This window comes from Streptosporangium sp. NPDC023963 (assembly GCF_040639135.1).
GTDB lineage: Bacteria > Actinomycetota > Actinomycetes > Streptosporangiales > Streptosporangiaceae > Streptosporangium.
Genome location: NZ_JBEZZK010000014.1, coordinates 130,647 through 156,276, shown reverse-complemented (window position 1 = coordinate 156,276; position 25,630 = coordinate 130,647). Strand labels below are relative to the sequence as shown.

Below are 25,630 nucleotides of genomic sequence, written 5' to 3'. Positions count from 1 at the left end.
GGGTCTCGCCGGAACGGCCAGGAAGGTCAGGGCGACCGGCACCCAGGTGGGAGCGCGGGTGCTCACAACGTGGCGAGCAGCCGATCCGCTTCCGCCACGAGATGGGCAGGGAGGCCCGGCGCTCGCGCCGCCCTCGCCCGCAGCACCAGATCCGCCGCGGACGCGGCGTCACCGGCCAGGGCGTGGACCCGGGCGGCGTACAGCAGCGCCGGACCGTGATCTCCCGCCTCGGCCGGCACGGCCCTGATCTCCCGTTCCGCCTCGGGAAGGCGCCCCAGGAGGGCGAGCGCGAGAGCGTGGGCGGCCCGGGTGGACGGCCACTGCAGCGGCCGGACCCTGTCGAGGTCACGCAGCGCCGCCTCCGCCCGGCCGAGGCCGGCGAGGATCTCGCCCCGCGCTCGCAACGCCTCGGTGATGTTCCCCTCCCTGCCCAGGACGTCGTCGAGAACGTCGCGCGCCGCGTCGGGATGGCCGTCGTACCAGAGCGCCCAGGCGAGCTCGGTCTCGATGTTCAGGTCGTTGGGCACCCGGCGTATGGCCGAGTACAGTTCCCGGACCGCGACCGAGGTGCGTCCCTGGGCCAGCCGCAGCCTGCCGATCCCGGCGAGAAGGCCGCCGACGGCCGAGGTCGCCCCCAGCGTCTCGAAGTGGACCGCGGCGGTGCGGTAGTGGGAGACGGCCTTCTCGAAGTCCTCCCGCCGGTGCGCGACGTTTCCGAGGAAGGACTCGATCTCCGCCCGCATCCTGGTGTTGCCCCCGCACCGCGCCAGCGCCTCCTCGGCCTGCTTCGCGGCCAGCGCGAACTCCCCGTCGCGGAAGGAGAGCTCGGCGGCCCGCAGGTAGTCGTCGGGAAGGGAGCGGCTCTCGGCCCGCACGACGACGACGTGGTCGTTCTGCAGGATCGGCTGGATGAGGCGCTCGTGCGACAACTCGCACCATCGCGTACCGGCCTTGATGTCCTCGCGCAGGATGTGGCGGTCGACCAGCGCCCTGACCACCGCGTTCGGCACGCCCGCGGTGACGGTCTCCCCCTGGTAGACGACCTCGCGGGTGCCGAGCTCGGTGATGAGGCAGCGGCGCAGCCAGCTCCTGAGCCCGGCGACGTCGTCGCCGAAGTGGTCGCGGGCCACCTCGGCGATCATCCGCTCGAAGAAGTCGGTGAGCGACCGGTCGGCGTTGGCGAACCTGCGGACGTGGTCGGAGGAGATGACGCGCACGTCCTCGGGCAGCGAGCGCCACATGGCCGAGCACACGACCTGCAGCTGGACGGGCTCGACCGCCTGGGCGTCGGCGACGACCTCCTCGCCGAGCGCCCTGCCGACCCTGATCATGCGCAGGTCGTCCACCAGGCCCCGCGCCGCGCCGGGGGCGAACGAGCGTCCCGTCCCCTCCAGCGGCCCCTCGGTCGCCCGGACCGCGGCGGCCGTGTCGAGGGCGGTCAGCGAGAACCGGCTCCTGGCCATGCCCGCCAGCTTCGGCTCGTGGGGGAGGATCGAGGCGAGGTGGTCCTCCCTGATCGAGACGAGGAGGCGCAGGTTCGGGTCTTCGTCCAGTGCCTCGACGAGCTGGCTGATGAACCACTCCCGGTACGGCTGGCGGTGGGCGAAGTCGCCGAAGAGCTCCTCCGCCTGGTCGATCGCGGCCAGGGTGAGCACCGGGTCGCCGTACGGATCCTGGCGGGGCGGGCGCCGGCTCAGGAACTCGCGGATCGTCAGCCCGGCCAGCCGGGTGGGCGTCTCCGAGGGGGACCACGACGACAGCAGCGCGAACACGTGCGGGTTGTGCCGCGAGAGCGCGGCGGACGGGAAGGGCGAGCCGTGCGACACCCGGCCTATCGGCAGGACGTCGGTCCTGCCCGCGTCCAGCAGGGGGAGCACCCCCGCCTGGATCAGCGAGGTCTTGCCCACGCCGGACGGCCCGTACAGCACGGTCAGGCGCCCGGCCTGCCACAGGTCGGAGACCTCGCAGGCCTCCCTGTCGCGGCCGAAGAACCTGGAACCGTCCTCGCGGCGAAAGGCCCGCAGGCCGACGTACGGCTGGCCGGCCGTGTCGGGCCGGTCTCGGCCGGGGGTCGCGTCAGGGGTCGCGTCAGGGGTCACGGTACCGGTCCCATCCGCCGGCGCAGCTCACGGCAGAACTCCTCCGCCGTCCCCCAGAAGATGGAGATCCGCCAGTCTTCGTAGTATCTGGCCAGCTGGCGCTGGACCTCCAGCACGTCCGCCCTCGTGCTGGCGAGCGAGGGCGCGAGCTGGACGCTCACGTGCCTGCGGCGGTTGATTCCGGGAACGGCTTTCAACAGCCCGTGGAAGAGCACGCGAAACGTCCAGTCCTGCAGGCTGTACCCGATGAACAGCAGGGGTCTCCTGGTCAGCGCCGCGAGAATGGAGGTGGGCAGCATCCGCTGGCCGCCCGCGACGCCGTCCACCGCGAGGTTGGTGAGAAACTCCAGATAGTCGTCCTCGGCCAGCACGATCGACGCCGGATCCTGCAGATTGCCGTGCAGATGGTAGATGAGCGGGGCTTCGGGCCTGGGGTTCCAGCCCGCCTCGCTGCTGAACAGATCCTCCGCGTAGGCCAGCCCCTTGTTCCACGGGCAGACGGCCACGTTCGGCCTTTTTCCCACCGCCTCGAGCGAGCGGAGGATGAAGTCGTCGTAGTTCGTCGTCAGATATACCGGGAGCGGAAAGCTCGCGAGCAGGCCGTGCGGTTCGAGGGGGTCCATGAAGTCGGGCGCGCCCCCGGCGTCGAGCTCGTCGCAGATCCGCCTCTTCACGTATACGGAATCCCCGTATCTCATCACCGCGAACTGCGTCACCCGGGGGAGGTCGTGGTCGTCACCGAAGGGATAGTCCCATCGGCGCGCCATGTCGCGGCTCAGCGCCGTCCCCGTCGGCAGAGTGCCCACGCACGCCCCCGATCCCAGGAAGGGCGTGCAGTCTCCGCTGTTCAGCTGGTCGAGCAGGCGCTCCCACTCGGCCTCCCCCATGTCGTGCACGCAGGGCACCACCTCACGGACGGCAGGTCCAATCAGGTCATGGACTCGATGCCGTACGACTCTATTGGCACGGTCAATCCCCCCCGCGCGGGAAGGCACCCCTCGTATCGCCGATGCGACCGGAGTGGACGAACGATTCACGACCACCTTTCTGCCGCAACCCGCGTGAAACGGCAAGGTGATTCCTCAGATCGAACTCGTGAATCCCGCCGTCGGCTCCGCCGTCTCCAGCAGCAACGGTTCCAGCATCCTCCGCAGCCAGGCCTCGTCGACCTCCGTGAGTCTCTCCAGGGAGAGGCCCTCAAGGTCGACGAGACCGTCCGACCTCGAATTGTCATCGCGCATGCGTGCTCCCATCCGTGTCGCGTCGCATCCGGTCCGGCCCGGCACCCAGATTGCGGGCATCCAAAAATGGTGGTGCGACACCGCTTTCGAAAGTCACCCGGCCGTGTTTTTTCTCAATGTGATTCTGTAATACCCCACTCTTCGAATCAACCTTTAGGATGACCGTACGATCCCTTTGGCTAGAAAAAAGCGGAGGCCCGAGGTGGTGGAGCTTTCACACGCGGCGAACACGGTGCCGGAACGACAGCCCGAGGTCTGGGAGAAAGTGCCGCCCCGCAACAGGAACTTCACCGGGCGAGACGACATGCTCGTCAAGCTCCGCCAGGGCATCAGCACCGTCACCGCCGTCGTGCCCCAGCCCCAGGCGCTGCAGGGGTGGGGTGGTGTCGGCAAGACCCACCTGGCCATCGAGTACGCCCACCGCTACCGGTCGCACTACGACCTCGTCTGGTGGATCCCCTCCGACCAGCGCGTGCTGGTGCCGTCCGCGCTGGCGGCGATGGCGCCCCACCTGGGCCTGCCGCCGGCCTCGGCCACCGGCGTCGAGGAGGCCGCCGAGGCCGTGCGCAGGACGCTGCAGAGCGGCACCCCCTACCGGCGCTGGCTGCTGATCTTCGACAACGCCGAGGAGCCGGGGCAGGTCCAGGAGTTCATCCCGCGCGGGCCCGGTCACGTCCTGATCACCTCGCGCAACCCCAAGTGGGAGGACCACTTCGAGACCCTCCAGGTCGACGTCTTCACCCGCGAGGAGAGCGTGGCGTTCCTGAAGAAGCGCCTGCGCCGGGAGGTTCCCGACGACGACGCCTCGCGGCTGGCCGAGCAGCTCGGCGACCTTCCCCTGGCCCTCGAACAGGCCGGCGCGCTGCAGTACGAGACCGGCATGTCGGTCGACGAATACCTGGAGCAGCTCGACGAGCAGGCGAGCAGGCTGCTGGGCGCGAACAGGGCGCCGGGATACCCGCTGTCGATGACGGCGGCCTGGAAGGTGTCGGTGTCGCTCCTGGAGGACCGCCTCCCCGAGGCCATCACGCTCCTGCGGTGCTGCGCCTTCTTCGGCCCCGAGCCCATTCCCCGCGACGTCTTCCGCAGGGGCAACAAGGCCGTCGTCCCCCGGCTCGGCAGGATCCTGTCCGATCCGATCCTGCTCGCCACGGCGCTGAGCGAGCTGAGACGCTTCGCGCTGGCCAGGATCGAGCCCGCCACCCGCACCATCCAGGTCCACCGCCTGATCCAGGCGCTCCTGCGCGACGATCTGCCGGAGGAGGACCAGGCGGAGATCCGGCACGAGGTGCACGTGCTGCTGGCCGGCAGCGCCCCGAACGACCCCGACGAGAGCGCCAGGTGGCGCCGCTTCGAGGAGCTGGTCGCCCATGTCACCCCCTCCGGCCTGGAGGAGTGCACGGACCCGACCGTCAGGCAGTTCGCCCTCAACGTCACCCGTTACCTCTACATATCGGGCAACTACCAGTCGGCCCGCACCTTCCTGGAGAGCTTCGCCAAGAGGTGGACCGAGGTCAGCGGGGCGAGACACCCGGACGTGCTCGTCGCGCACAAGCACCTGGGCAACGTGCTACGCGGGCTCGGCCAGTACTCCGAGGCGTACGAGATCGACCACAGGACCCTCGACGACATGCGCGAGGTCTTCGGCCCCGACCACGACGAGACGCTCCTGACGACCAACGGCTACGGGGCGTCCCTGCGGGCGCGCGGCGACTTCATCGCCGCCAGGAGACTGGACGAGGAGTCCAGGGCGGCCCATGCCGCCAGCCGGGGCGCCGGCCACCCGTCCACCCTGCGCGTGCTCAACAACCTGGCCCTCGACTACGCCCTCACCAGCGACTACACGCAGGCGCGGCTCCTGCACCAGGACACGTACCTGGAGATGAGCGACGCGGGGGGAGGCATCGGCAGGACCGTCCTGCTGCTGTCGTGGAACGGCCTGGCCAGGGCCGTGCGGCTCTGCGGCGACTACACCGAGGCGTGCGACCTGGGCGAGGAGGCCTACGCCTACGGCGTCCAGGAGCTGACACTCGACCATCACGCCACGCTGCTGACGGCGAAGGACCTGTCCATCGCCAAGCGGCGCTCGGGAGAGGTGGCCGAGGCGCTGGACCTCGCGCGCGACACGCACACCCGCCTGCAGCGGCTCTTCGGGGACGAGCACCCCGACACGATGGCGGCCGCGATCAACCTCTCCAACGCCCTGCGAACCGCCGGCGACCTCGACGAGGCGTTCGCGACGGCCGACAGGACGGTCACCCTCTACTACCCCCAGGTGTTCGGCGCGGATCACCCCTACAGCCTCGCCTGCGGCGGCAACCTGGCGATCCTGCATCGTCTGCGGGGCGATCTCGCGACGGCCAGGCGGCTGAACGAGAGGGCGGTGGAGGGCCTGGTCGCCAAGGTCGGCCAGAAGCACCACTACCCGCTGACGTGCGCCGTCAGCCTCCAGACGGACCTCGCGGCGATGGGGGAGACCGTCCAGGCGTGCGCGCTCGGCAGGGAGACGCTCGCCCGGCTGCGGGCCCTCTTCGGCGAGAACCACTTCCTGAGCCTGTCCTGCGCCGGCAACCTCGTGCTCGACCTGAGGGCCGCCGGCGAGAAGCAGGAGGCCGAGATCCTGTACGAGGACACGATGCGGCGCTACGAACGCCCGCTGGAGGCCGGCCACCCCGACGCGCTCTTCGCGAGCGAGGGCCGTCGCATCGACTGCGACTTCGACCCTCCTCCGATCTGACCGGCCGATCCGACCGCCGGGCCGCCCCGGCCTAGTCCGCCCGGAACCCGGGGTTGCGCCTCTTCCACGCGTCGAGGTGGTGCTCGGCCTCGCGGAGGGCCTGGCTCTCCGCGGCGGGGTCCACCGGCTCCGCGGCACACTCCTCCAGCGTCTTCCTCATCCGCGCCACGAACTCCTCCCCGCGCTCGTTCAGGCCCCCGCCGGCCAGCAGCGTGCCGGTGACCGCGTAGGCGGCCCGCCTCCAGCGGGCGAGCTCCACCCGCGCCCGGAACGCCTCCTCGTCCCGCTCGAACCGGTGCTGCCTCCGCCAGAACTCCGCCACCCCGAGATAGGCGTAGGAACCCTGCAGCAGGCCGTAGACGGGGCGCGGGTCGTCCCGCCAGGGCGCGTAGTGGCGCCTGCCGTCGTCCGGCAGGGTCAGCGGGATCACCTCGGTCAGCGCGGTGAGCTTGGCGTGCTGGATCTCGTGCGCGAACGTGGCGGCGAGCCCCACGCCGTGCCACGGGTCCGACATGGCGATGGTCCCGAACGTCTCGCGCGAGGAGGCGCTGTTCTGTCCCCTTTCCGGGGCCTTGATGGGGGTGAGCACCGACACGGCGAGGCCCACCTCCTCCGCCACGGTCTCGTGGTGGGCGGTCAGGACGCGCCACGCCTCGTCCATGTGCGTCCCCCACGCGCGAAGGCGCCCGGGGTCCAGCCGCGGCTCCACGACCTCCTCCGCGGCCCACCGGTACGGGTCGAGGTCGTCGACGACCAGGTCGAATCCCGGGGTCACCCGCAGCTCGCGCAGAGCCTGCCAGCCGGGCCGGTCCCCGGAGGGGTGGACGCGGACCGTCAGGCCGCCGGCGTCGAGCTCGGCACCGTCCCCGTCCGGCCTCACCACCACGTCGGCCGTCTCCCCCGCGCCGGAGGGAAGGACGAGGCGCCCCAGGGACGGCAGCGTGATCGCGCCGTCGCGGACGGGCAGCCGGACGCGGCAACCGATCCGCGCCCGCACCGCGGCCGCCACGGCCAGCGCTCCCAGCTGCGCGGGATCGTCGTGCGTGCCGTTCCCGCCCCTCAGGGACCGGTAGGTCCGCCCTGCCCACGCCCCCACCGCCGGGTAACGCAGCACGCGCTCGACCTCCTCGCCCGCCGCCCCCTCCAGGTCCGCCAGGAGGTCGTAGGCGCGCGTCGCCAGGGCGGCGCCGGGGTGCCCCGCCGACCGCGCCTCGGCCGCGACCCCGCGTACCAGCAGCCTGTTCTTGACGCGTTGGACCGCGCTCAGCTCGGATACGGCGTCCGCTCCGCCCTCACCGGCCGCCAGCGTGAGAACCGTCGTGTCGGACACTCCCTGCGCACCGAGCCTCATCGACTTCCCTTCAACCGGGCGACATCTCGCGCGAAGCTTGTACGGATATGGGTGATCAGCCGGTAGAGATCCGGACAGTAGACCGAGGGCCCCTTGAAACCGGCGGCCTCGCTGTACCTGTGCGCGTACAACCCTCCGCCGCAGACCGGCCGGATGTCGCAGGCCAGGCAGACGGGAGCCAGCGCGAGTTCGCCGATCTGCCGGGCGGCCATGGCCGGATGCCTGAGCGCGGCGTCGAACGAGTCACGGAGCAGATGCAGGCGGGTCGCGGCCGCTCCGTGGTAACTGGACTTCAGGATGTCCGACTGCTCGATGCTGCCGTCGGTCTCCACGACGGCCATCCTGGCGGGTGAGAGTCCCACCGTCTCGCTGCGCGAGGCGCCTCCCGCCAGCAGGCGCATGATCTCGCGGAACAGCCGGATCTCCGTCTGGCCGGCGGCCGAGCCGTACCAGCGGTCGAAGATCGGTATCAGCCAGTCGGCGTACGGCGTCGCGGTGACGTCCGGGAGGCGGTACGGCGGCGGGGTGGACCAGTTGCCGTGCGGGAGCAGGAAGTCGACGGCCGGCGGGTCGAAGGCGAGGAGCGCCTCGTAGGTCGCCAGCGGATCGTTGCGGACGTCGATGGTGCACAGCAGGCCGCTGAACAGGTGATGGAACGGGCCCTCGGTCAGCCTGCGGAGCGAGTCGGCGACGATCGCGTGGCTCCCCCTGCCGTCCGCGTAGCGCCTGTGCCGGTCGTGGCCCTCGGCGTAGCCGTCCATGCTCACCCCGACGCGGATCTCCAGGCTCTCGAAGAGCCGCAGATAGGTCTCGTCCAGGCGCAGCCCGTTGGTCTGCACGCCGACGCGGACGCGGGTCCCGACGTCGGCGGCGGCCCCCCTGATGGTGCGCACCGCGTAGGAGATGAGATCGGGCCCGGCCAGCAGGGGCTCTCCCCCGTGCAGGATGACCTCGACCTCGGCCAGCTCGTGGGCGAGCGCGTGCTCGGCGACGCGTCTCGCCGTGCAGTCGACGATCGCCTTCGACATGCGCCGCGGCTGGGCCTTCCACGACTGGTCGGCCATCTCGTAGACGTAGCAGTGGCGGCAGGCCAGATCACACCTGCTGTGGATCTTCAAGATGAACTGCCGGAAAGCCGCCGGCCGCCACCCCGAGTCCAGCAATCCCCCGACATCGAGCGTCTCGGGGAAGACGCTCCTGGTTGAGGGGATTATGGGGTCAGGTTTCTCAGGCAAACGCGGCACACCTCTCTTGCGCCATTACCTATATGGCATGAGTTTGCATCAATAGTCAAGTTTCAGCATCGCTAATACGTACCCTTCCCCGACATGATCACTGGTTTTCCCCTCACCCTGGAACGGCGACCGGCCATCATCTATCGTGTAGACATCTTTCGGGCGTCACATAACGAGGTCTCAGCAGGGGGCTGATCAGCGATGCACGAGTGGCCGTCGACTCTCGATGTCGGAGAGCTGATGGCAGACGGCTGGCGGCCGACTCCGTTCAGGCAGTTCATCCTGAAGATCCATAGTAGATGCGATCTTGCCTGCAAATATTGCTACATGTACGAAATGGCCGATTCTTCGTGGCAGAACCGACCGAAACAAATGTCACGAGAGATCTTCGCCGCCACGGCCGCGAGAATCGCCCAGCACGCCCACCGCCACGACCTGGCCGACATAGAGCTCATCCTGCACGGGGGAGAGCCCCTGCTCGCCGGGCACGAGGCGATCCGCGAGCTCGTCACGCTGGTCCGTTCGGCGGTCGGCCCCGGCACCAGGACCGCGGTCGGCCTGCAGACGAACGGCACCCTGCTCGACCTTCCCTACCTGCGGCTCTTCGACGAGCTGGGCGTCCGGGTCGGGGTGAGCCTCGACGGCGACGAGACGATGCACGACCGCGGCCGCCGCCGCGCCAACGGCCGGGGAAGCCACGCCGACGTCCTGCGCGCCCTCGGCCTGCTGGGCTCGCCCGCCTTCAGGCACCTCTTCAGCGGCCTGCTGTGCACCATCGACCTCAGAAACGATCCGATCGGAGCCTACGAGGCGCTCCTCGCCTTCGATCCGCCGGCCGTCGACTTCCTGCTCCCGCACGGCAACTGGTCGGCGCCGCCTCCGGGCCGGACCCCGGACACCGACGCGACGCCGTACGCCGACTGGCTGATCCAGATCTTCGACCGATGGTACGCCGAACCGCGGCGGCCCACCTGGGTCCGGATGTTCAACGAGATCATCCACGCGCTGCTCGGCGGCTCGTCGTCGAGCGAGCACATCGGCCTGTCCCCCGTGGGGATGGTCGTCGTGGAGACCGACGGCGGTATCGAGCAGTCGGACGCCCTGAAGTCGGCCTACCCGGGAGCGCCGGAGACCGGGCTGCACGTCACCCGCGACTCCTTCGACGACGCCCTGCTCCTGCCCTCGATCGCCGCCCGCCAGATCGGGGAGAGGGCCCTCTCCCCGACCTGCCTGGCCTGCCCGGTCTCCCGGGTCTGCGGCGGGGGCCTGTACGCCCACCGTTACCGCTCCGGCCACGGGTTCGCCAACCCCTCCGTCTACTCCCCCGACCTCCTCCGGCTCATCGGGCACATCCAGAGAACGGTCGAAGCCGACCTTTCGGCCCGATCGAAAGGGCAGGGAAAGGGCACAATGCACCTACGTGAGCACCGGATCGCGGCCGGGACGTTCTCGGAACTCGCCGGCGGCGGTGGAGGCACCACCGCGGTCGCCGAGCTCTCCGCGGCACAGCACAGCAAGCACGTCCTCCTCGTACGCGGGGTGCTGGAGAGCGCACGGGCGAGCGGGCATCCCGACGCCGCCGCCGCCCGCCGCGCCTACGACCTGCTCGCCACCGTCCAGCGTCGCCACCCCGAGATCGTCAACGCCGTCCTCCGCCACCCGTCGGTGGGCGCCTGGGCGCGCCGGACGGTCAGGATGCTCGCCGCGGGCGACGGCGCCGCGGCTCCGGGACAGCTCGCGGCACTCGCCGCCGCCGCGGCGATCCGTTCGGGCACCACCTGCGAGATCGACGTACCGGCGGTGGAGGGAGTGGTCACACTGCCGTCACTGGGCCAGGCGGTCCTGCCGCCGACCGTCTCGACGGCCACGGTCGAGTGCGCCGCCGACGGCACCGAGATCGCGGCGGCCGGGACCATCGTCCGGATTCCCCGCGACCCGCGCCAGGACGACCCGAGGTGGAGAGGGCTGCGGTCGCTGTCCAGCGAGGCGGACGGCATGTCGCTCCACCTGGTCATCGACGACCTCGACCCCTACCGGATGCCCGAGACGACCAACATCGGCGGGCGTCTCACCGAGGCCGAGACGGAGCGATGGCAGTCGACGCTGCACCAGGCCTGGGACCTGCTGGTGCGCCACCACCGGATCGTGGCCGAGGAGGTGTCCACGGCGATCAAGGTCCTCACGCCGCTGACCGCGCCCGCCAGGGGCCAGTCGAGCTCGTCCTCGCGGGAGACCTTCGGCTGCGTGGCCCTGTCGACGCCGCCGGACGCCTCCTCGCTCGCGGTCACGTTGACGCACGAGACACAGCACGCGAAGCTCTCGGCCCTGCTCGACCTCGTCCCCCTCACCCTGCCCGACGACGGCTCCCGCTACTACGCCCCTTGGCGGGAGGATCCCCGCCCCGTACCGGGACTGCTCCAGGGCGCGTACGCCTTCCTGGGCGTGGCCGGCTTCTGGATGCGCCAGCGCGGCCTGGAGTCGGGGGAGGCGGCCCTGCGCGCGAACGCGGAGTTCTTCCAGTGGCGCGAGGCCTCGCGTCTCGTCACCGGCACCCTCCTCGGCAGCGGGCGGCTGACCCCCGCCGGGCAGAACTTCACCGCCGGCATGGCGCGGCGCCTCGACGGCTGGTCGCGGGAGAGCGTACCGGCCCGCGCGCGGGCCATGAGCCGGGAACGCTCGGAGGACCACTACGCGCGCTGGCTCCGGCGCAACGGTTAGAGGGCGGGCGGGTCGAAGTCGAAGTCGAGCCGCTCCCCCCTCAGCGCCACCGTCGTGTCGGGATGGTCCTCGCCCAGCACCCGCCGGTAGCGCTCGAAGGTGTCGGCCGCCAGCGTCTCCGCCGCCGCCGGCTCGCCCAGTACCCGCAGGTCGACGACCAGGTTGTTCGCACAGGCGAGAGTCAGCGGGTGGTCGACGCCCAGGAGCTCCCGCAACTGGGCCAGGGTCTCCTGCCCCAGTCGCCCGGCCTGGGGGACGTCTCCGCCGGCGGCGAGGTCACTGGCGAGGTTGATCGCGCAGGTGAGCGAGTAGTGGTGCTCACGCCCCAGCGTGCGGTCGAAGCCCTCCAGAGAACTCAGGTCGAGCTCGGTCGCCTCCTCGACGTCTCCGTTGACCCGCAGCAGCAGCGCCAGGTTCATGTTGCAGCCGAAGATGAAGGGGTGCTCGTTCCCGTATCTCCGGGGGTAGCGGGCCGCCGTGTCGCGCAGCAGCTCCAGCGCCTCGTCGATCTCTCCCTTGGTGCGCTGCGCGTTGGCCAGGCACAGGGCGGCCGCGAGCGTGTCGGGATGGTCACGGCCGAAGATGCGCTCCTCCAGCTCGAAGGTCCGCTGGGCGATCTCGAACGCCTCGTCGATCAGTCCCGCCCTGCGCTTGGCGATGGACAGGTCCTTGGCCGCGCGCAGGGTCCTGGGGTGGTCGGCCCCCAGCTCCTGGACGCTGGAATCGTAGGCGTCCTCGCCGATGTCGCAGGCCTCGGAGTATTCGCCCCTGAGCCGCACGATGCGGGCCAGGCCGTTCCACGAGGTGAGGATGGACTGCTGGCTCGACTTGGAATCGCCGGCGCGCTGCAGCGTGTACGCGCTCTGCTGCAGCTCGCTCGCCTTCTGGTAGTCGCCGAGCAACATGTAGTCGAGCGCCAGGTTGTTCATGGTCCGCAGCGTTCGGCGGTGCTTGGGGCCGAACAGCCTCCGGTGCTGGCTCAGCGACTCCTCGTCGTGTTCCAGGGCGGTTGCGAAGTCACCCCGCATCCTCAGGTCGCCGCCGTGGCTGTTGGTGATCAGCAGGGTCTCCTCGTGATCGGGCCCGAGGACCTCCCGCATGCGCGACAGTGTCGTGCGGTTGAGCTCGAAGGAGGCCCGGTAGTCGCCGAGCTCGCGCAGGACGATCCCGAAGTGCCGCTGCGCGGAGAGCACGTGCCAGTCGTCCTCGCCGCTGTCGGCCCGCCATCTCTCGATCAGGCGCCCGACGAGATCCCGCGCCGACTGGTAGCCCCCCGACGAGTAGAGGTAGCGCACGACGTCCAGGGCGAAGCGGCGGATACGGGTGTCGCGGCTGACCTCGATCTCCGCGGGTGTCACGTGGCTGAGCAGCTCCGCGTAACGCGGCCACAGGAGGTTGTCGTCGGGGAGGCCCGGTGACGCCGCCGCCAGCAGCAGGTGCACCTCGTGGCGGAAGGACGCGTGCTCCTCCTCGCCCAGCTCGTCACGCAGGAGCGCCTGGACCAGCCGGTGCACCTGGATGGTCCGGTTGTCGGAGTCGATCCTGGCCAGGGCGTAGCGTCCCAGTTCCTTGATGCCCTTGCTCAGCAGGATGGGGTTGTCGAGGAGCGGGCCGAGGCGCGATCCGGGCGCGAAGTCGTCGGGAAGCACCCCGAACACGTCGCGGGGAATGGGATCCGGCCCGAAGAAGGCGCAGCAGCGCAGGAGCTCCACGGCCTCGGGCAGTTTCGCCTTGAGCTGGGACACCGACAGCGACCACGCCGCGGTCATGGAGAGCGGGTAGTCCGAGGCCTTGTTGGCTCCGAGAAGCTGGGTCGTCTGTTCCTGCAGCAGCCGGAGGTACTGCCCGACGGACATCCCGGTCTCCGTCTGCAGGGCCCCCGCCTGCTCCAGGGCCAGCGGCAGGTCGCCGAGCTGCTCGGCCAGCCGGTTCCTGTCGTCGAGGCTGGTCGAACTGGGCACCCGCTTGCTGAGGAACTCGATGCTCTCGGCCCGGCTGAAGACGTCGACGGGCAGGGTGTCGACCACACTCTGCCAGGCGTGGTTGCGGGAGGTGATCAGGACGTGCCCGGGGCCGCGCGGGATGATCTCGTTGATGTCCTCGGGCTGCTCGGCGTTGTCGAAGACGAGCAGCCAGCGGGAGTAGGGGTCGCCGCGGCGCAGCGCGTCCAGCACGGCGGCGGACGCGTCCTCCACTCCCATCGCGGAGGAGGAGGGCACCCCCAGGTGCGGGGCGAGCGCGGCCAGCGAGGAGCGCACCAGCATCGGCTGGTCCGCGGGAATCCACCAGACCAGGTCGTACTCGTGCCGGTAGCGGTAGGCGTACTCGATCGCGACATGGGTCTTGCCGACGCCGCCGAACCCGTGGAGGGCGTGCGGCACCACCGCGGTGACCTCGGAGGTGACCCCGGTGTGCAGCTTTTCGAGAAGGTCTTCCCTGCCGGTGAAGTTCTTGTTCTGCTGGGGGATCTTGCCCCAGACCTGGGGCTGGCGTCCCGCTGACCGGGAAGGCCCCGACGACTGTGAAATGGGCACGCGACCGCCTCCACTCGCCCGAGTTGGGATCAGCCTAGACTCCTTGCCCCCGCAAGCGCATAAACGAAGGAGGCAGAGTCTTATGGCTACGCCCCAAAGGGCATCACCGTCACATCCTAAAAAGGGTTTTTATCCGTAAACCATATCTCCCCGTCTTCCAATTTATCCTTCGAAGCACTCGCCTGACCAACGGAAGAGTGTAACGATGGGGCGGCGCGGGGACACACGGAGAGCCGGGAACGCGGGGGCGCAAGGGAGTCCGCATGAGCGATGAAGCCGTCATAGCCGACGCTGATTTCAGCAAAGACCTGTTCGACGTCGCAGAGGAGAGCCTGGCCGATCTCGACAAGGCCGACGGTTCCGCCATCGCCCGCGCGTACCGGAGAATAGCCGAGGACAAGGACACCGGCCCGGTGGCCGGATTCGATTCGTTCATATCAAAACCTTTGTGACAACCCACCGATGTGCGACATTGGAGTGCGGGACTTACGCTCTTTGTCGACAAACATGGTGGAGCCGTGGACGACACCGACTGGGAACGTTTGATCGACCAGCTCGGCAGGGGTGACTGCGCCCCTTTCCTCGGAGCGGGAGCCTGCGCCGGCACCCTTCCCACCGGCACCGTCCTCAGCAACCGGTACGCCCTCCGCTACGGCTATCCGTTCGCCGACGCGGGCGACCTGGCCCGCGTGATGCAGTACGGCGAGGCCGTGGTGCGCGATCCGGTCGACCTCAAGGAGACGGTCTGCGGCCACCTGCGCTCGCACGGGCGGCCTCCCATGGGTGATCCAGGGGAGCCGCACCGGCTGCTGGCCGGTTTCCCGGTGACGACGTTCCTCACGACGAACTACGACGACTTCCTGGCCGGGGCGTTGCGGGCGGAGGGCAAGGAGCCTCACGTGGCCGTCTCCCCCTGGTGGGACACCGACCCGGCCGCCGCCCCCTTTCTGCCGGAGCCGACGGTGGAGCGGCCCGTCGTCTACCATCTGCACGGAAGCTGGGCGGAGCCCGCGTCGCTGGTGCTGACCGAGGCCGACTACCTGACGTACCTTGTGAACATGGTGGACGCCGTCGCGACCGACGGGCGGCACCCGCTGCCGACCCCGATCCTGCGGGCGATGACCACCAGGCCGCTGCTGTTCGTGGGCTACAGCCTGCAGGACTGGACGTTCCGGGTGCTGTTTCACGGCCTGGTGCGCAACACGCCCCGCAGCAACAAGCGGCGGCATGTGAGCGTGCAGCTCATGCCCGAGGTCAACGGGTCGGCGGGCGACGCCGGGGCCGCCGAGGAAAAGGCCAGACGCTACATCACCCACTATCTCGACCGCTGGAACATCTCGATCTTCCTGGGGACCGCCTCGGAGTTCTGCGCGGAACTCCGGCGGAGAATGGGACGGATGCCATGACGACCGGGACGCGCGGCGGTGACGGGACCATCCGGCCGTACGTGGGACTGCGCCCCTACGACCGGAGCGAGCACGCGCTGTTCTTCGGGCGGGAGCGCGAGGCCCGCGACATCGCCACCATCTGGCAGGCCACGGGCCTCACCGTGCTGTTCGGGGCGTCGGGGGTCGGCAAGACGTCCCTTCTCCACGCGGGTGTCCTGCCGCGCGTGGAGCCCGAGCGCGCCGACGTCCTGCCCGTCGCCCGCGTGTCTCCCCATGGCATCACCGCACTGCGCCCGAAGGTGGCCGGCAACCCCTACGTGCTGGCGCTGCTGTCGGCCTGGGCGCCGGACCGGCCGCTGCCCGCGCTGGCCGGGCTGACGGTCTCGGACTTCCTGGCGGAACGCCCGGAACGCGTCGACAGGTACGGCGACCCCGTACCCGTCCTGGTCGCCGTCGACCAGGCGGAGGAGCTGTTCGGCGGCCCACTCGACCGGGAGGAGGAGCGTCAGGGACTCCTGCGCCAGCTGGCGAGTGCGGTGGAGGACCACGACGGCCTCCACCTGCTGCTGTCGCTGCGCGAGGAGTATCTGGCCTCCGTCCTGCCGTACGAGCGCCCACTGGGCCGTGGCTCGCGGGCGCGGTTCCAGCTGCTGCCGCTCACCCGCGCCACGGCGCTCGACGCCACCACGAGGCCGCTCGAGGGCACCGGCCGGCTCTTCGCCCCCGGCGCCGCGGAACAGCTCGTCGACGACCTGCGCACCGTCCCGATCTCCAACGACGAGGGACAGACCACCACGCTGACCCTGAACACCGTCGAGCCGGTCCAGCTGCAGGTCGTCTGCTCCGCGCTGTGGGAGTCGCTGCCCTCCGGCCTGCGGGAGATCAGCGTGGAGCACGTGAAACTGCACGTGAACGTCGACCGGTTCCTGACCGGCTTCTGCGATCGGATGCTCGCGCGCGTCTCGGCCGGGTCCGGTGTCACCTCGAGCGAGATCCGCGCCTGGTTGCGCAGGACCTTCGTCACCGAGCACGGGACGCGCAACACCGTCTACGAGGGCCTGCACGAGACGGCCGGCATGCCGAACGCCGTCGCCAAGGCGCTGGAGGACTCCCACATCCTGCGGGGCGAGCACCGGCTGGGAATCCGCTGGTACGAGCTGCAGCACGACCGCCTCATCGGCTCGGTGCGCCAGTCGCGGCACCCGGCGGCCTATCTCGACGACGCGAGGCTGGCCCTGGCCAGGCGGGGCTGGGAGACGGCCCGCGGCCTCGCGGAGGAGGCCGTCCGCGCCTCGGGGAGCGGCGAGGCCTGGGTGCGCGCCGAAGCCCTGCTGATCCTGGGAGAGGTGGCGTCGGCGGAGGGTGAGGCGGAGAGCGCGCTGAGCCGGTTCGAGGAGGCGGCCGGCATGTTCGCGACGCTCCAGCGGTTCAACGGGGTGGCCTCCGCGCTGACCGGGGAGGGACGGCTCTGGCTGTCGCAGGGACACCACGACAGGGCGGTCGAGCGGCTGCGCGCCGCCCTGTCCTGGGTCCCCAACGACCTGCCCGCGCATCTGGCGCTCGGGCAGGCCCTGTGGCACCTGGGACAGCCGCACGCCGCCCTCGCCCTGCTCAACGGGGCCGTGGCGCTCGCGGACGAGCCCCCCGCCGAGGCGCTCGCGCTGCGCGGCGAGATCCTGGCCGACCTCGGGAAGGCCACGGAGGCCCTGCGCGACCTGGACCTCGTGCGCAGGCACCAGCGGCCGGCCACGATCGCCGCCAGGGCGCTGGCCCTCGCCCTGGAGCGGCGGTTCGACGCCGCCCAGCAGGAGATCCTCGACGCGCTCGCCGACGGGTCCGACAGCGGTCCCGTCCTGGTGCGGGCCGCGCGCGTCCACGCCCTGCTGGGAAGGGCCGTGACGGCGGAGAGACTCGCCTCGCGGGCGCTCGGCGCGGTCACTCCTGGACTTCCGCCACATCTGCGGAAGCAGGCCGAGGAGCTCCTGCGGAGAACGGCGTGACATCGTCGCTCCTCGCCGCCTCCCACATGTGGTCGAACTGGTTCAGCCAGTAGGTGAACCAGCGCTCGTCGCGACCGCGGGTCAGCTCCAGGTGCATGCGCGAGGAGGTCGACGCGTTGTGGTAGCCGTGGATCTCCACGATGACACGGCCCCCGGGGGTTTCCGGGTCGACGAGCACGAGGCTGAATCCCGGGTTGTAGGAAAGCAGCCGGTACTGGAACTCGCCCGCCGTTTTCCAGCCGTTCATCAGCCGGAGGCGTTCCATCGTGCTGTCCAGCGCGGCGGGGAGCCGTTGCACGGGAAACTCGATCGCATCGTCCAGCTGTTTCGCGGCCTGCCGCACGGCCGCCTTCTCCAGGGGGTCGAGAATGACGATCCTGACATTTCCTCGCTCCCGCGCGAGCACCGTGTTGCGCATGATCTCGCAGGTCTGCGCCGACAGCAGGTTGACCGCGGACGGCGCGAACACGCGCACGTCGCGCGCCTGGGCGAGCAGCGACGACAGCGGTACCACGTCGTACACGGAACGGTCGTGCAGAAGGCCGGCCGACGGCTCGGCCTGCTCCGCGGGCAGGGTGATCCGGTAGAGGAGCAATCCGACCCCGGAGAACAGGACCGCCCATCTGAGGTCGACGTCCAGCTTGTCGGCGAAGATCGAGAGAAAGGCGAAGGCGAAGAGAACGAACGTGAGAGCGTACGCGTCGATGTGCTGCCGAGCCTTGAGATCCCTGCCGATTCTTTGGAGCGAACGCACGCCGACCCCCAGCTCTTTGGGCGCTGTCGAAATAGCTATGCCCATTGTCCGGGGTAGGATCTCGCGATTTTCGATCTCGTGAATTCCGGTCGGCCGGGCCCTCCCGTTGTAGAAAGGCCCGGCATCCGTAATCCCGTTCTCCGGCCGTACCCGCCCTGACCGCCTTGGCCGGCTTGACACCTTGACCGGTTCAACCCGGTCCGGCTTGTGACCGGCTAGACGGCGGCCGGCTGGCGGCGGCGCTGCCAGAGGGCGTCGACGGCGAAGGCCCCGCCGCCGCTGAAGGCGACGGCCAGGGTGCCGGCGGCGAGGGCGAGCACGAACTCGTAGCCGCCCTCCCCCACCGAGAAGCCGTTGGCGAGGTGGACGAAGACGATGGCGCCGAGCATGTTGAGCGCGAGCAGGACGCCGAACACGGGCAGGGCCGCGCCCAGGATGAGCGCGAGGCCGCCGACGACCTCGAGGACGGCGACCGCCGGTGCGGCGACGATCGCGAGCGGGATCCCCGCGGACTCGAAGAACCCGGTGGTCTTGTCCAGTCCCGTCAGGAACTTCTGGGCGCCGTGGACCAAGAAGATCACGCCGAGGGCGATCCGCGCCAGCAGAAAGGCGTAGGGCCGTGCCTGGTCAAGCATGATGACTCCTCTTGTCATTCGAATTTGTACTAAACCATAGCGGTTAGTTCAAATTTGAACAAGCCGTACAATACTCCGGTGAGCGACACGAAATGGCTCAATGAGAGCGAGATGGCCGCGTGGATGGCCTATGTGGCCGCGACGCACCTTCTGGAGCGACGTGTCGAGGACCAGCTGAAAGCCGACTCGGGCCTGACCCATGCCCAGTACGAGATCCTGGCGAAACTCTCCCAGCAGCCCGGCGGGCAGCTGCGGATGACCGAGCTGGCCAACCGGTTGATCGTTTCGAAGAGCGGCCTCACCTACCAGATCGGGCAGCTGGAGCGGAGGGGGCTCGTCACGCGGGCGGCGTGCCCGTCGGACGAGCGGGGCGTGCTGGCCGTGCTCACCGAGGAGGGAATGCGCTGCCTGGAGCGGACCGCGCCGGGGCACGTGGCCGTCGTGCGCGCCTTCCTGATCGACCGGCTCACCCCCGAGGAGGTCGAGACCATGCGGCAGATCATGACGAAGGCCGCCGCGGCCATGAAGGCGGCGCCGGCGGGCCCGCTGCGTGCGCACCGGCCGGGCAAAAGCCCAGGGTAACGCGCGGAACGGATCTGAGGGACCGGTTCTCCCTTTCGGCCACGGAACCGCGGCGAAGACGGAAGAATCCGGTACGGCTCGCGCGGGGGGCATACCGCGCGAGCCGTACCGGATCACGGCCGCACCGCCGGGTCAGGCGGCGGTGCAGCTGACCGAGGAGGGCGCACCGTTGCTGCCCGACCAGTTACCGGTGAACCCGAAGGACGCCGAGGCGCCCGGGGAGAGGTTGCCGTTGTGCGACACGTTCCGCACCGAGACGCTCGCACCGCTCTGGGTGTGCTGCCCGTTCCAGAGCTGGGTGATGCTCTGGCCGTTGGGGAAGGACCAGTTCACCGTCCAGCCCGAGAGGGCCGCGGTGCCGGTGCTCTGCACGGTCACGTCGGCCTGGAAGCCGCCCTGCCAGGAGCCGGCCACCTTGTAGGAGGCCGTGCAGGCCTTGCCCACGCCCGGCGTCGGGGTCACGGTCGGGGTCACGGTGGGGGTGGGACTCGGGGTGACGGGCGGGGCCGCCATGGCCAGCTCGTAGGCGCGCTGCGGGACGAACTGCCCGGCCCCGGCGATGCAGCCGTCGGCCTCGCCCGGCAGTTTGATCCACAGGAAGGCGTCGATCGCCGAGTCGCCGGTGGCGTTGGTGCTCGGCGTGCCGATCGCCCGGCCGCCCGGGTCACACCACTCGCTGCCCTGCGGGCCGTTGCCGTTGCGGCTGGTGTCGATCACCGCACGGAGCCGGGAGACCCCGGTGGCGGAGATGACGTTCTTGGCGTACGCGATCTCGGTGGAGCTCCACCGGTAGTTGGAGACGTTCAGGGAGATGCCGTCCGCGCTGTTCGCCACGTCCGCGGCCCTCAGGCGGGCGGCGGCCTCCGACGGCGACAGCCATCCCGAGTGCCCGATGTCGAAGTAGACCTTGGCCGAGGACGAGGCGGCCCTCAGCTTCTTGCCGGCGTACGCCATGGAGGCGTTGGTCTCCTGCTGCTGGGAGGAGTTCATGCAGTTGGTCATGATCGGGAGCACGTCGGGCTCCAGGATGATCGACGCCGGGCGTCCCTGGAGACCGGCGGCCACCTCGTCGACCCACTGCCGGTAGGCCGTGTGGTTGGGCGCGCCACCCGTGCTCGCGCCGCTGCAGTCGCGGTTGGGGATGTTGTAGACGACGAGGATGGGAATCTTGCCCGCTCCCTGCGCCGCTCCGACGAACGCCGACACCTGCCCGCGCACGGTGGAGGTGTTGGTGGTGGTGAACCATCGGGCCTGCGGCACGGCGGCGATCCGGTCGCGGATGACCGGCGCCCTGGAGTCTCCGGGGTTGGCCGCGACCCACTTGGCGGCACCGGTCTCAGGATCGACGTAGAACGGGGAGTCGGCGGCGGACGCGCCGGAGGCGGCGGCGACCGCGGCACCTGACGCGATCACCAGAGCCGCGCAGAGCGTGGCCAGGATCGACCTTCTTGGCATGGAACGGCTCCTTCGAGGGAGGCATGGGAGCGCTCCCACCATAGGTGTCACACCCCTTCCTGACGTAGGGGACACAGGCGCCGCCTCACACCGTTACACGCTGACCTGTGCGAACACCCTGACGTGCGTTGAAAGTTTCACTGCCTCAGGTCCCCGGCATCGGGCACGGCGGTCCCGTTGATCGGCGGGGAGGAGGCCGCGGAGCGGCGGTCCCCGAAGACCCGTGGTCCCGGAGGCCATCCCGGAGGCCATCCCGGAGGCCATGGCCCAAAGGCCCGCGGTCTGGAACCCTGGTCTCCCATGGGCCGGACGACGGTGGGGGCGTGGTTCGCGGGCAGGCTCCCCGTGCCCGGAGGGAGATGGCCCGCGGCGAGGCGTTCGCGCGTCGCCGACGCGCTGCTCGCGCTGGGCGTGTGGGCGGTGTACGTCACCCTGAGCGTCCTCCAGGACAGGTTCGGCACGCGAGAGCTCCCCCTTTTGACATTCGCGTTCTTCACCGTCTCGTCGGCGGCCCTGGTGTGGTGGCGGCGCCGGCCGATCGGCGTCGTGGCCGTCACCGTGGTCTGCGACAGCGTGATCGTCGTGTCGACGGGCTGGCAGGGGTACGGCCTGCAGGCAATGCTGGCCCTGTACGCGGCGGGCAGGTACGGCGCGGCCCCGCACGCCTGGGTCGCGGCCGTGGCGGTGGGCCTGTTCTACCCGGCGGTGTCGACGGCCGTCCAGCTCGTCACCGGAGCCGGACGCCAGGACTCCGGCTCCCTCGGGGTGTTCGTCCCGCTGCTGCTCGTCGGGCTGGGCAGGCTGGTACGGCTGCGCCGGGAGACCGCCCGCAGGAGGCAGGCCGAACTCGCCGAGGAGATCGTACGGGCCGAGCGCCGCCACATCTCCCGCGAGCTGCACGACGTGGTCGCCCACAACATCAGCACGATGCAGGTCCTGATGGGGGCGGCGCGCACCACCATGGCCCGCGATCCCGCCGGGGCGCAGGCCGCCCTGCTCAGCGCCGAGCGCGCCGGGCGGGAGGCGATGGCGGAGATGCGGCAGTTGCTGCACGTGCTGCGCGCCGACCGGGCGGACGACCCGGCCGGCCCGGGGGCCGCCCCCGTGGACGGCGGCTCCCCCACCGGCGCGGGAACCGGCCTCCCCGGCGAGGCGGGTCCTCCCGGTGGGACGGGCTCTCCCGGTGGGGCGGGTCGTCCCGGCGAGGCGGGTCCTCCCGGTGGGGCGGGTCCTCCCGGTGGGGCGGGTCGTCCCGGTGGGTCGGGCTCTCCCGCCCGCGGGGCCGCGGCCCTGCCCTCGCTGGTCGGCCGGGCCCGCGAGGCGGATCAGCCCGCCGTCCTGGAGGTGACCGGCACCCCCGGCAGGCTGCCCGCCGCGGTCGACCACGCCGTCTACCGCATCGTCCAGGAGTCGCTGACCAACGCGCGCAAGCACGCCGGAAACGTCCCGGTGAGGGTGCGGGTCGAGTACGAGCCCGCCGCGGTCGAGGTGGAGGTGGTCGACGAGGGGCCCGGGACGGCCTCTGCCGGGAAGAGCCACTCCGGTGGGGGTTTCGGGCTGGGCGGCATGGCCGAACGTGTGGCACTCTGCGGTGGGCGGCTGGAGACGGGTCCCCTGCCCGGCGGGGGCTTCCGGGTCCACGCGCGGTTGCCCCTCCCGGTGCTGGGAACGGACGGGCGGGGAGGCGCCGGCGAGGGACCGGCCGAGCAGGAGGCGGCCGGCCGCCCACCGGTCGCGGGCAGGCCTGTCGGGAGGGCGGCGGCGGAACGGGAAGCGACCGGACAGGAAGAACCCGGACGGGAACCCGCGGGGCCCGAACCCACCGGGCGGAAACCGGCAGAGCGGGAGGGAAAGACATGATCAGGGTGCTGGTCGTCGACGACCACGCGCTGGTGCGCTCCGGCTTCCGGATGATCCTGAACGCCCAGGACGACCTCTCCGTGGTGGGAGAGGCGGGCGACGGCGAGGAGGCCCTCGCTCTCGCCCGCGACCTGCTGCCCGACGTGGTGCTGATGGACCTGCACATGCCCGAGGCCGACGGCGTCACCGCCACCGGGCGGATCACCGCCGAGCTGCCCGGCGTGCGCGTGCTCGCGCTGAGCACCTTCGACCTGGACGAGTACGTCGTCGATGCCCTGCGCGCCGGGGCCTCGGGCTTCCTGCCCAAGGACGTCTCCCCCGAGGAGCTGCTGGAGGGGGTGCGGGTGGTGCACCGCGGCGACTCGGTCGTCGCGCCGCGGCTGCTGACCCGGCTGATCGGCACCTTCGTCCGCGCCGTACGGCCCCGGCCCGCGACGATGCCGCCGGAGCTCGCCGGTCTGACCGGCCGCGAGCGGGAGGTGCTGGTCCTCATCGCGCACGGGCGGTCGAACCCGGAGATCGCCGAAACGCTCGACGTGGCGGCCTCCACCGTGAAGAACCACGTGACCAGCCTGTTCGCCAAACTCGGCGTCCGCGACCGCGCCCAGGCCGTGGTCGTCGCCTACGAGGCGGGCTTCGTCACCCCGGGCACCACCGGCTGACCCCTGCGCGCCTGCCCCGGCGCTGTCATCACCCCGGGCACCACCGGCCGCCCCCTGCGCGCCTGCCCCGGCGCTGTCATCACCCCGGGCACCACCGGCCGCCCCCTCCCCGGCACACCGGCTGTCCCCTCCGGCACCCCTCCCCGGCTGTGACGGCCGCCCCTCCCGGGCACCGCCCGGCTCCCACCCGGCTCCCCGTCCCGTCTGGGACCGTACTCCCAGACGGGGGCGCGACCGGTGCCCGGCTCCCAGGCGGGAAACCGTTCCTCGCGGCGAGGGACGGGGCCCGGTCGTGGACGAGCCTGGAAACATGAACGGAAACCAGCGATCCATCACACGCCGGGCCGCGACGGCGCTCGTCGCGGCGGGAACCTGCGGGACGCTTCTCCTCTCGCTCCTCACCGCCCCGAACGCCGCCGCCCGCGGCCACGACACGTCCTCCGCCACCGCGCGCGCCGGGGCAGGGAAGGCGGGCGGAGAGGCCGGGAGGGGCGCGGGCGGGTTCCGGCATCCGTGCGCCTCCGCGAAGACCCGCTGCGACGGGGAGATACGGGTTCCGCTCGACTGGGGCGACCCGGACTCGGAGCGGATCGCGGTGGCGTTCGCCTGGCTGCCCAGGAAGGACGCCTCCCGCCCGGCCTCCGGGACCGTGCTGGCCAATCCGGGCGGGCCGCTGTCGGCGCTCCCCGCGGTGCCGTCCCTGGCCGAGGGCCTGGGACCGGTGCTCGACCGGCACAACCTGCTGGTGGTCGAGCCGCGCGGGCTGGGGAAGCCCGCCCCGCTGCTCTGCCCGGGGCTCGATCTGACGGTCCGGGAGACCGTCAAGGCCTGCGCCGCCCACCTCGGTCCTCGTAGCCGGTTCTTCACCGCCGACCAGGCCGTCACCGACATGAACGCCGTCCGCGACGCCCTGGGCGTGCCGAAGGTGACGTTCTACGGCATCTCGTACGGCACCTTGTTCGCCCAGGCGTACGCCACCCGCCACCCGGGCACCCTCTCCGGGGTGCTGCTCGACAGCGTGGTGCCCACGGGCGAGGACGGCTACGTGGCCGAGCGCATCCGCAAGCGCACCGACCTGCTCGACGTGGCCTGCGACCCCTCACGCGCCTGCCGCCGCCTGCCGGGCGATCCCTCCGGCGCCTTCTCGAAGCTGGTGCGGCGGCTGCGCGCCCACCCCGATCCGGAGATCCGGCTGTCGTCGCTCGCGCGCCTGCCGGACTTCCTCTTCCTCCCGGTGGCCGGCCGCGAGGCCGGCGCGGCCGTCGCCGCCCACCTGGACGGCGACCCGCTCCCGCTGCGCCGCCTCATGCGGATGGTCGACGGAGCACCGGGCCAGCCGCTGCGCGCGCCGGAGCTGGCGGGCCTGCTCTCCTACGTGTGCGCCGACAGCGCCTTCCCGTTCGAGCGCGCCGCACCGGCGGACGAGCGGCGGCGCCAGATGGACCGCCACTACGACGAGGAACGCCCGTTCAGGCCGTTCACCGTCGCCGAGCTGGGCGGGCCTCCCGCCGGCACGCAGGACTTCTGCGTCGACTGGCCGACTCCCCGCACCAGCCCGCCGGTGCCGCCGGGCGCCGGGTACCCCCGGGTGCCGGTCCTGACCCTGGGCGGCGACTTCGACTCGACCACCCCGGCGGAGGCGGCCGCGGTGACCCGGCGCTTCCCGGACTCCACCTTCGCCCGGGTGCGCTTCGCCGGCCACAACCTCACCACGGGCGCCCAGGTGAACGAGTGCGTCCGCGGCGCGGCGCGCGCCTTCCTCGCCGGCCCGGCCGACTTCGACGGCACGCCCCGCTGCGACGACGCGAACTACCGCGCCCTCGGCTCCTTCCCCCGGACCGTGGCGCAGGTGCCCCCGGCACGCGGCACCGGCCTGGACGCGAAGGAGCGGCGGATCCTCGCGGCCGCCTTCGCCACCGCCGCCGACGCGACCGCCGGGCGCAACCCTCTCAGGTCCCCGTTCTGGCTGCCGGCCACGCGGGAGGGCCTGCGCGGCGGCCGGCTGACGTTCGACGACAAGGCGGGCACCGTCCGGCTGCGGGACGTCCGCTTCGTCGGCGACCTCACGGTGAACGGCGAGGTCCGGCTGGGCGGCGACGCCACGGCCCGGCTGACCGTCACCGGCGGCGACGGCGGATCGCACGCGCTGGAGCTGTCGTGGAAGGCGTTCCTGGCCGAGGACGACACCGCCGTCTCCGGCACCTTCGCGGGCCGCGGCTTCACCGCGACGATCCCCTCGCACTGACACCCCGGCCCGGCCCTCGAGAGAAGAGCGGCCCGGCCCCTCACGGGGCCGGGCCGCTCTTCGGCGCGACCGCCGTAGCCGGTGCCGGTGGAACGGGAGGCGAGGGGAAGGGAGGTCGCGAGCGGCCGTACTTC

At 71.2% G+C, this 25,630-nt stretch carries 18 protein-coding genes; 9 read left to right on the top strand and 9 right to left on the bottom strand.

Features of this window, described 5'->3' with window-relative positions:
- Window positions 1–62: 62 nt before the first annotated feature.
- From AB0F88_RS32925 to AB0F88_RS32915, 3 genes are all read right to left on the bottom strand, one after another.
- Window positions 63–2,099: a tetratricopeptide repeat protein gene (locus AB0F88_RS32925; protein ID WP_362693076.1), complete on the bottom strand. Its 2,037-nt coding sequence runs from the start codon at window positions 2,097–2,099 to the stop codon at window positions 63–65.
- Window positions 2,096–2,986: an SIR2 family protein gene (locus tag AB0F88_RS32920; protein ID WP_362693287.1), complete on the bottom strand. Its 891-nt coding sequence runs from the start codon at window positions 2,984–2,986 to the stop codon at window positions 2,096–2,098. Before AB0F88_RS32920 ends, AB0F88_RS32925 begins: the two co-directional genes overlap by 4 nt.
- 195 nt (window positions 2,987–3,181) lie before the next feature.
- Window positions 3,182–3,340 carry a hypothetical protein gene (locus AB0F88_RS32915; RefSeq protein WP_362693074.1) on the bottom strand — a complete coding sequence of 53 codons (159 nt, stop codon included), beginning with the start codon at window positions 3,338–3,340 and terminating at the stop codon, window positions 3,182–3,184.
- Between the two features lie 205 nt (window positions 3,341–3,545).
- Between AB0F88_RS32915 and fxsT (AB0F88_RS32910) the strand changes: the two genes are divergently transcribed.
- The gene (gene fxsT / locus AB0F88_RS32910) at window positions 3,546–6,077 is read left to right on the top strand and encodes an FxSxx-COOH system tetratricopeptide repeat protein (RefSeq protein WP_362693071.1); all 2,532 of its coding nucleotides are present in this window, start codon (window positions 3,546–3,548) and stop codon (window positions 6,075–6,077) included.
- 31 nt (window positions 6,078–6,108) lie between these two features.
- Here fxsT (AB0F88_RS32910) and AB0F88_RS32905 read toward each other — a convergent pair whose 3' ends face one another.
- Entirely contained in the window at window positions 6,109–7,428 is a 1,320-nt protein-coding gene (locus AB0F88_RS32905; RefSeq protein WP_362693068.1) for an HEXXH motif domain-containing protein, read from the bottom strand.
- The gene (locus tag AB0F88_RS32900; protein WP_362693065.1) at window positions 7,425–8,663 is read right to left on the bottom strand and encodes an FxsB family cyclophane-forming radical SAM/SPASM peptide maturase; all 1,239 of its coding nucleotides are present in this window, start codon (window positions 8,661–8,663) and stop codon (window positions 7,425–7,427) included. Before AB0F88_RS32900 ends, AB0F88_RS32905 begins: the two co-directional genes overlap by 4 nt.
- Window positions 8,664–8,864: 201 nt before the next feature.
- On the opposite strand from AB0F88_RS32900, the gene AB0F88_RS32895 reads away from it, so the two are divergent.
- Entirely contained in the window at window positions 8,865–11,381 is a 2,517-nt protein-coding gene (locus AB0F88_RS32895) for an FxsB family cyclophane-forming radical SAM/SPASM peptide maturase (protein WP_362693062.1), read from the top strand.
- Here AB0F88_RS32895 and fxsT (AB0F88_RS32890) read toward each other — a convergent pair.
- Complete coding sequence (fxsT, locus tag AB0F88_RS32890) at window positions 11,378–13,915, bottom strand: FxSxx-COOH system tetratricopeptide repeat protein (RefSeq protein ID WP_362693059.1); 2,538 nt, start codon at window positions 13,913–13,915, stop codon at window positions 11,378–11,380. The two genes, AB0F88_RS32895 and fxsT (AB0F88_RS32890), sit on opposite strands and share 4 nt — an antisense overlap.
- Before the next feature lie 263 nt (window positions 13,916–14,178).
- Here fxsT (AB0F88_RS32890) and AB0F88_RS32885 point away from each other — a divergent pair, with 263 nt between their 5' ends.
- The 3 genes from AB0F88_RS32885 to AB0F88_RS32875 all read left to right on the top strand — a co-directional run bounded on the left by AB0F88_RS32885 (window position 14,179) and on the right by AB0F88_RS32875 (window position 17,303).
- Window positions 14,179–14,367, top strand: a complete 189-nt coding sequence (locus AB0F88_RS32885) for a hypothetical protein (RefSeq protein WP_362693056.1) — start codon at window positions 14,179–14,181, stop codon at window positions 14,365–14,367.
- Between the two features lie 66 nt (window positions 14,368–14,433).
- Window positions 14,434–15,321: an SIR2 family protein gene (locus AB0F88_RS32880; RefSeq protein WP_362693053.1), complete on the top strand. Its 888-nt coding sequence runs from the start codon at window positions 14,434–14,436 to the stop codon at window positions 15,319–15,321.
- A complete protein-coding gene (locus AB0F88_RS32875) occupies window positions 15,318–17,303 on the top strand; it encodes a tetratricopeptide repeat protein (protein WP_362693050.1) in 1,986 nt (661 codons plus the stop codon). Before AB0F88_RS32880 ends, AB0F88_RS32875 begins: the two co-directional genes overlap by 4 nt.
- Here AB0F88_RS32875 and AB0F88_RS32870 read toward each other — a convergent pair.
- Window positions 17,239–18,057 (bottom strand): hypothetical protein, encoded by an 819-nt coding sequence (locus AB0F88_RS32870; RefSeq protein WP_362693047.1) that lies wholly within the window; start codon window positions 18,055–18,057, stop codon window positions 17,239–17,241. The genes AB0F88_RS32875 and AB0F88_RS32870 overlap by 65 nt on opposite strands.
- A 215-nt stretch (window positions 18,058–18,272) precedes the next feature.
- A complete protein-coding gene (locus AB0F88_RS32865; protein ID WP_362693044.1) occupies window positions 18,273–18,692 on the bottom strand; it encodes a DoxX family protein in 420 nt (139 codons plus the stop codon).
- Window positions 18,693–18,770: 78 nt separating this feature from the next.
- On the opposite strand from AB0F88_RS32865, the gene AB0F88_RS32860 reads away from it, so the two are divergent.
- Window positions 18,771–19,274, top strand: a complete 504-nt coding sequence (locus AB0F88_RS32860; RefSeq protein WP_362693041.1) for a MarR family transcriptional regulator — start codon at window positions 18,771–18,773, stop codon at window positions 19,272–19,274.
- Between the two features lie 132 nt (window positions 19,275–19,406).
- Here AB0F88_RS32860 and AB0F88_RS32855 read toward each other — a convergent pair whose 3' ends face one another.
- Window positions 19,407–20,729, bottom strand: a complete 1,323-nt coding sequence (locus tag AB0F88_RS32855) for a glycoside hydrolase family 6 protein (protein ID WP_362693038.1) — start codon at window positions 20,727–20,729, stop codon at window positions 19,407–19,409.
- A 300-nt stretch (window positions 20,730–21,029) separates the two neighbouring features.
- Between AB0F88_RS32855 and AB0F88_RS32850 the strand changes: the two genes are divergently transcribed.
- The 3 genes from AB0F88_RS32850 to AB0F88_RS32840 all read left to right on the top strand — a co-directional run bounded on the left by AB0F88_RS32850 (window position 21,030) and on the right by AB0F88_RS32840 (window position 25,496).
- Complete coding sequence (locus tag AB0F88_RS32850; RefSeq protein WP_362693035.1) at window positions 21,030–22,589, top strand: histidine kinase; 1,560 nt, start codon at window positions 21,030–21,032, stop codon at window positions 22,587–22,589.
- Entirely contained in the window at window positions 22,586–23,251 is a 666-nt protein-coding gene (locus tag AB0F88_RS32845) for a response regulator transcription factor (RefSeq protein ID WP_362693032.1), read from the top strand. Before AB0F88_RS32850 ends, AB0F88_RS32845 begins: the two co-directional genes overlap by 4 nt.
- 310 nt (window positions 23,252–23,561) lie before the next feature.
- Window positions 23,562–25,496 carry an alpha/beta hydrolase gene (locus AB0F88_RS32840; RefSeq protein WP_362693029.1) on the top strand — a complete coding sequence of 645 codons (1,935 nt, stop codon included), beginning with the start codon at window positions 23,562–23,564 and terminating at the stop codon, window positions 25,494–25,496.
- Window positions 25,497–25,630 lie beyond the last annotated feature (134 nt).

Bases quoted from the DNA above. Each gene is read 5' to 3' on its own strand.
- AB0F88_RS32920 (WP_362693287.1), bottom strand. From the start codon at position 2,986: ATGGGGGAGGCCGAGTGGGAGCGCCTGCTCGACCAGCTGAACAGCGGA.
- AB0F88_RS32915 (WP_362693074.1), bottom strand. From the start codon at position 3,340: ATGCGCGATGACAATTCGAGGTCGGACGGTCTCGTCGACCTTGAGGGC.
- AB0F88_RS32905 (WP_362693068.1), bottom strand. From the start codon at position 7,428: ATGAGGCTCGGTGCGCAGGGAGTGTCCGACACGACGGTTCTCACGCTG.
- AB0F88_RS32895 (WP_362693062.1), top strand. From the start codon at position 8,865: ATGCACGAGTGGCCGTCGACTCTCGATGTCGGAGAGCTGATGGCAGAC.
- AB0F88_RS32885 (WP_362693056.1), top strand. From the start codon at position 14,179: ATGAGCGATGAAGCCGTCATAGCCGACGCTGATTTCAGCAAAGACCTG.
- AB0F88_RS32875 (WP_362693050.1), top strand. From the start codon at position 15,318: ATGACGACCGGGACGCGCGGCGGTGACGGGACCATCCGGCCGTACGTG.
- AB0F88_RS32865 (WP_362693044.1), bottom strand. From the start codon at position 18,692: ATGCTTGACCAGGCACGGCCCTACGCCTTTCTGCTGGCGCGGATCGCC.
- AB0F88_RS32855 (WP_362693038.1), bottom strand. From the start codon at position 20,729: ATGCCAAGAAGGTCGATCCTGGCCACGCTCTGCGCGGCTCTGGTGATC.
- AB0F88_RS32850 (WP_362693035.1), top strand. From the start codon at position 21,030: ATGGGCCGGACGACGGTGGGGGCGTGGTTCGCGGGCAGGCTCCCCGTG.
- AB0F88_RS32845 (WP_362693032.1), top strand. From the start codon at position 22,586: ATGATCAGGGTGCTGGTCGTCGACGACCACGCGCTGGTGCGCTCCGGC.
- AB0F88_RS32840 (WP_362693029.1), top strand. From the start codon at position 23,562: ATGAACGGAAACCAGCGATCCATCACACGCCGGGCCGCGACGGCGCTC.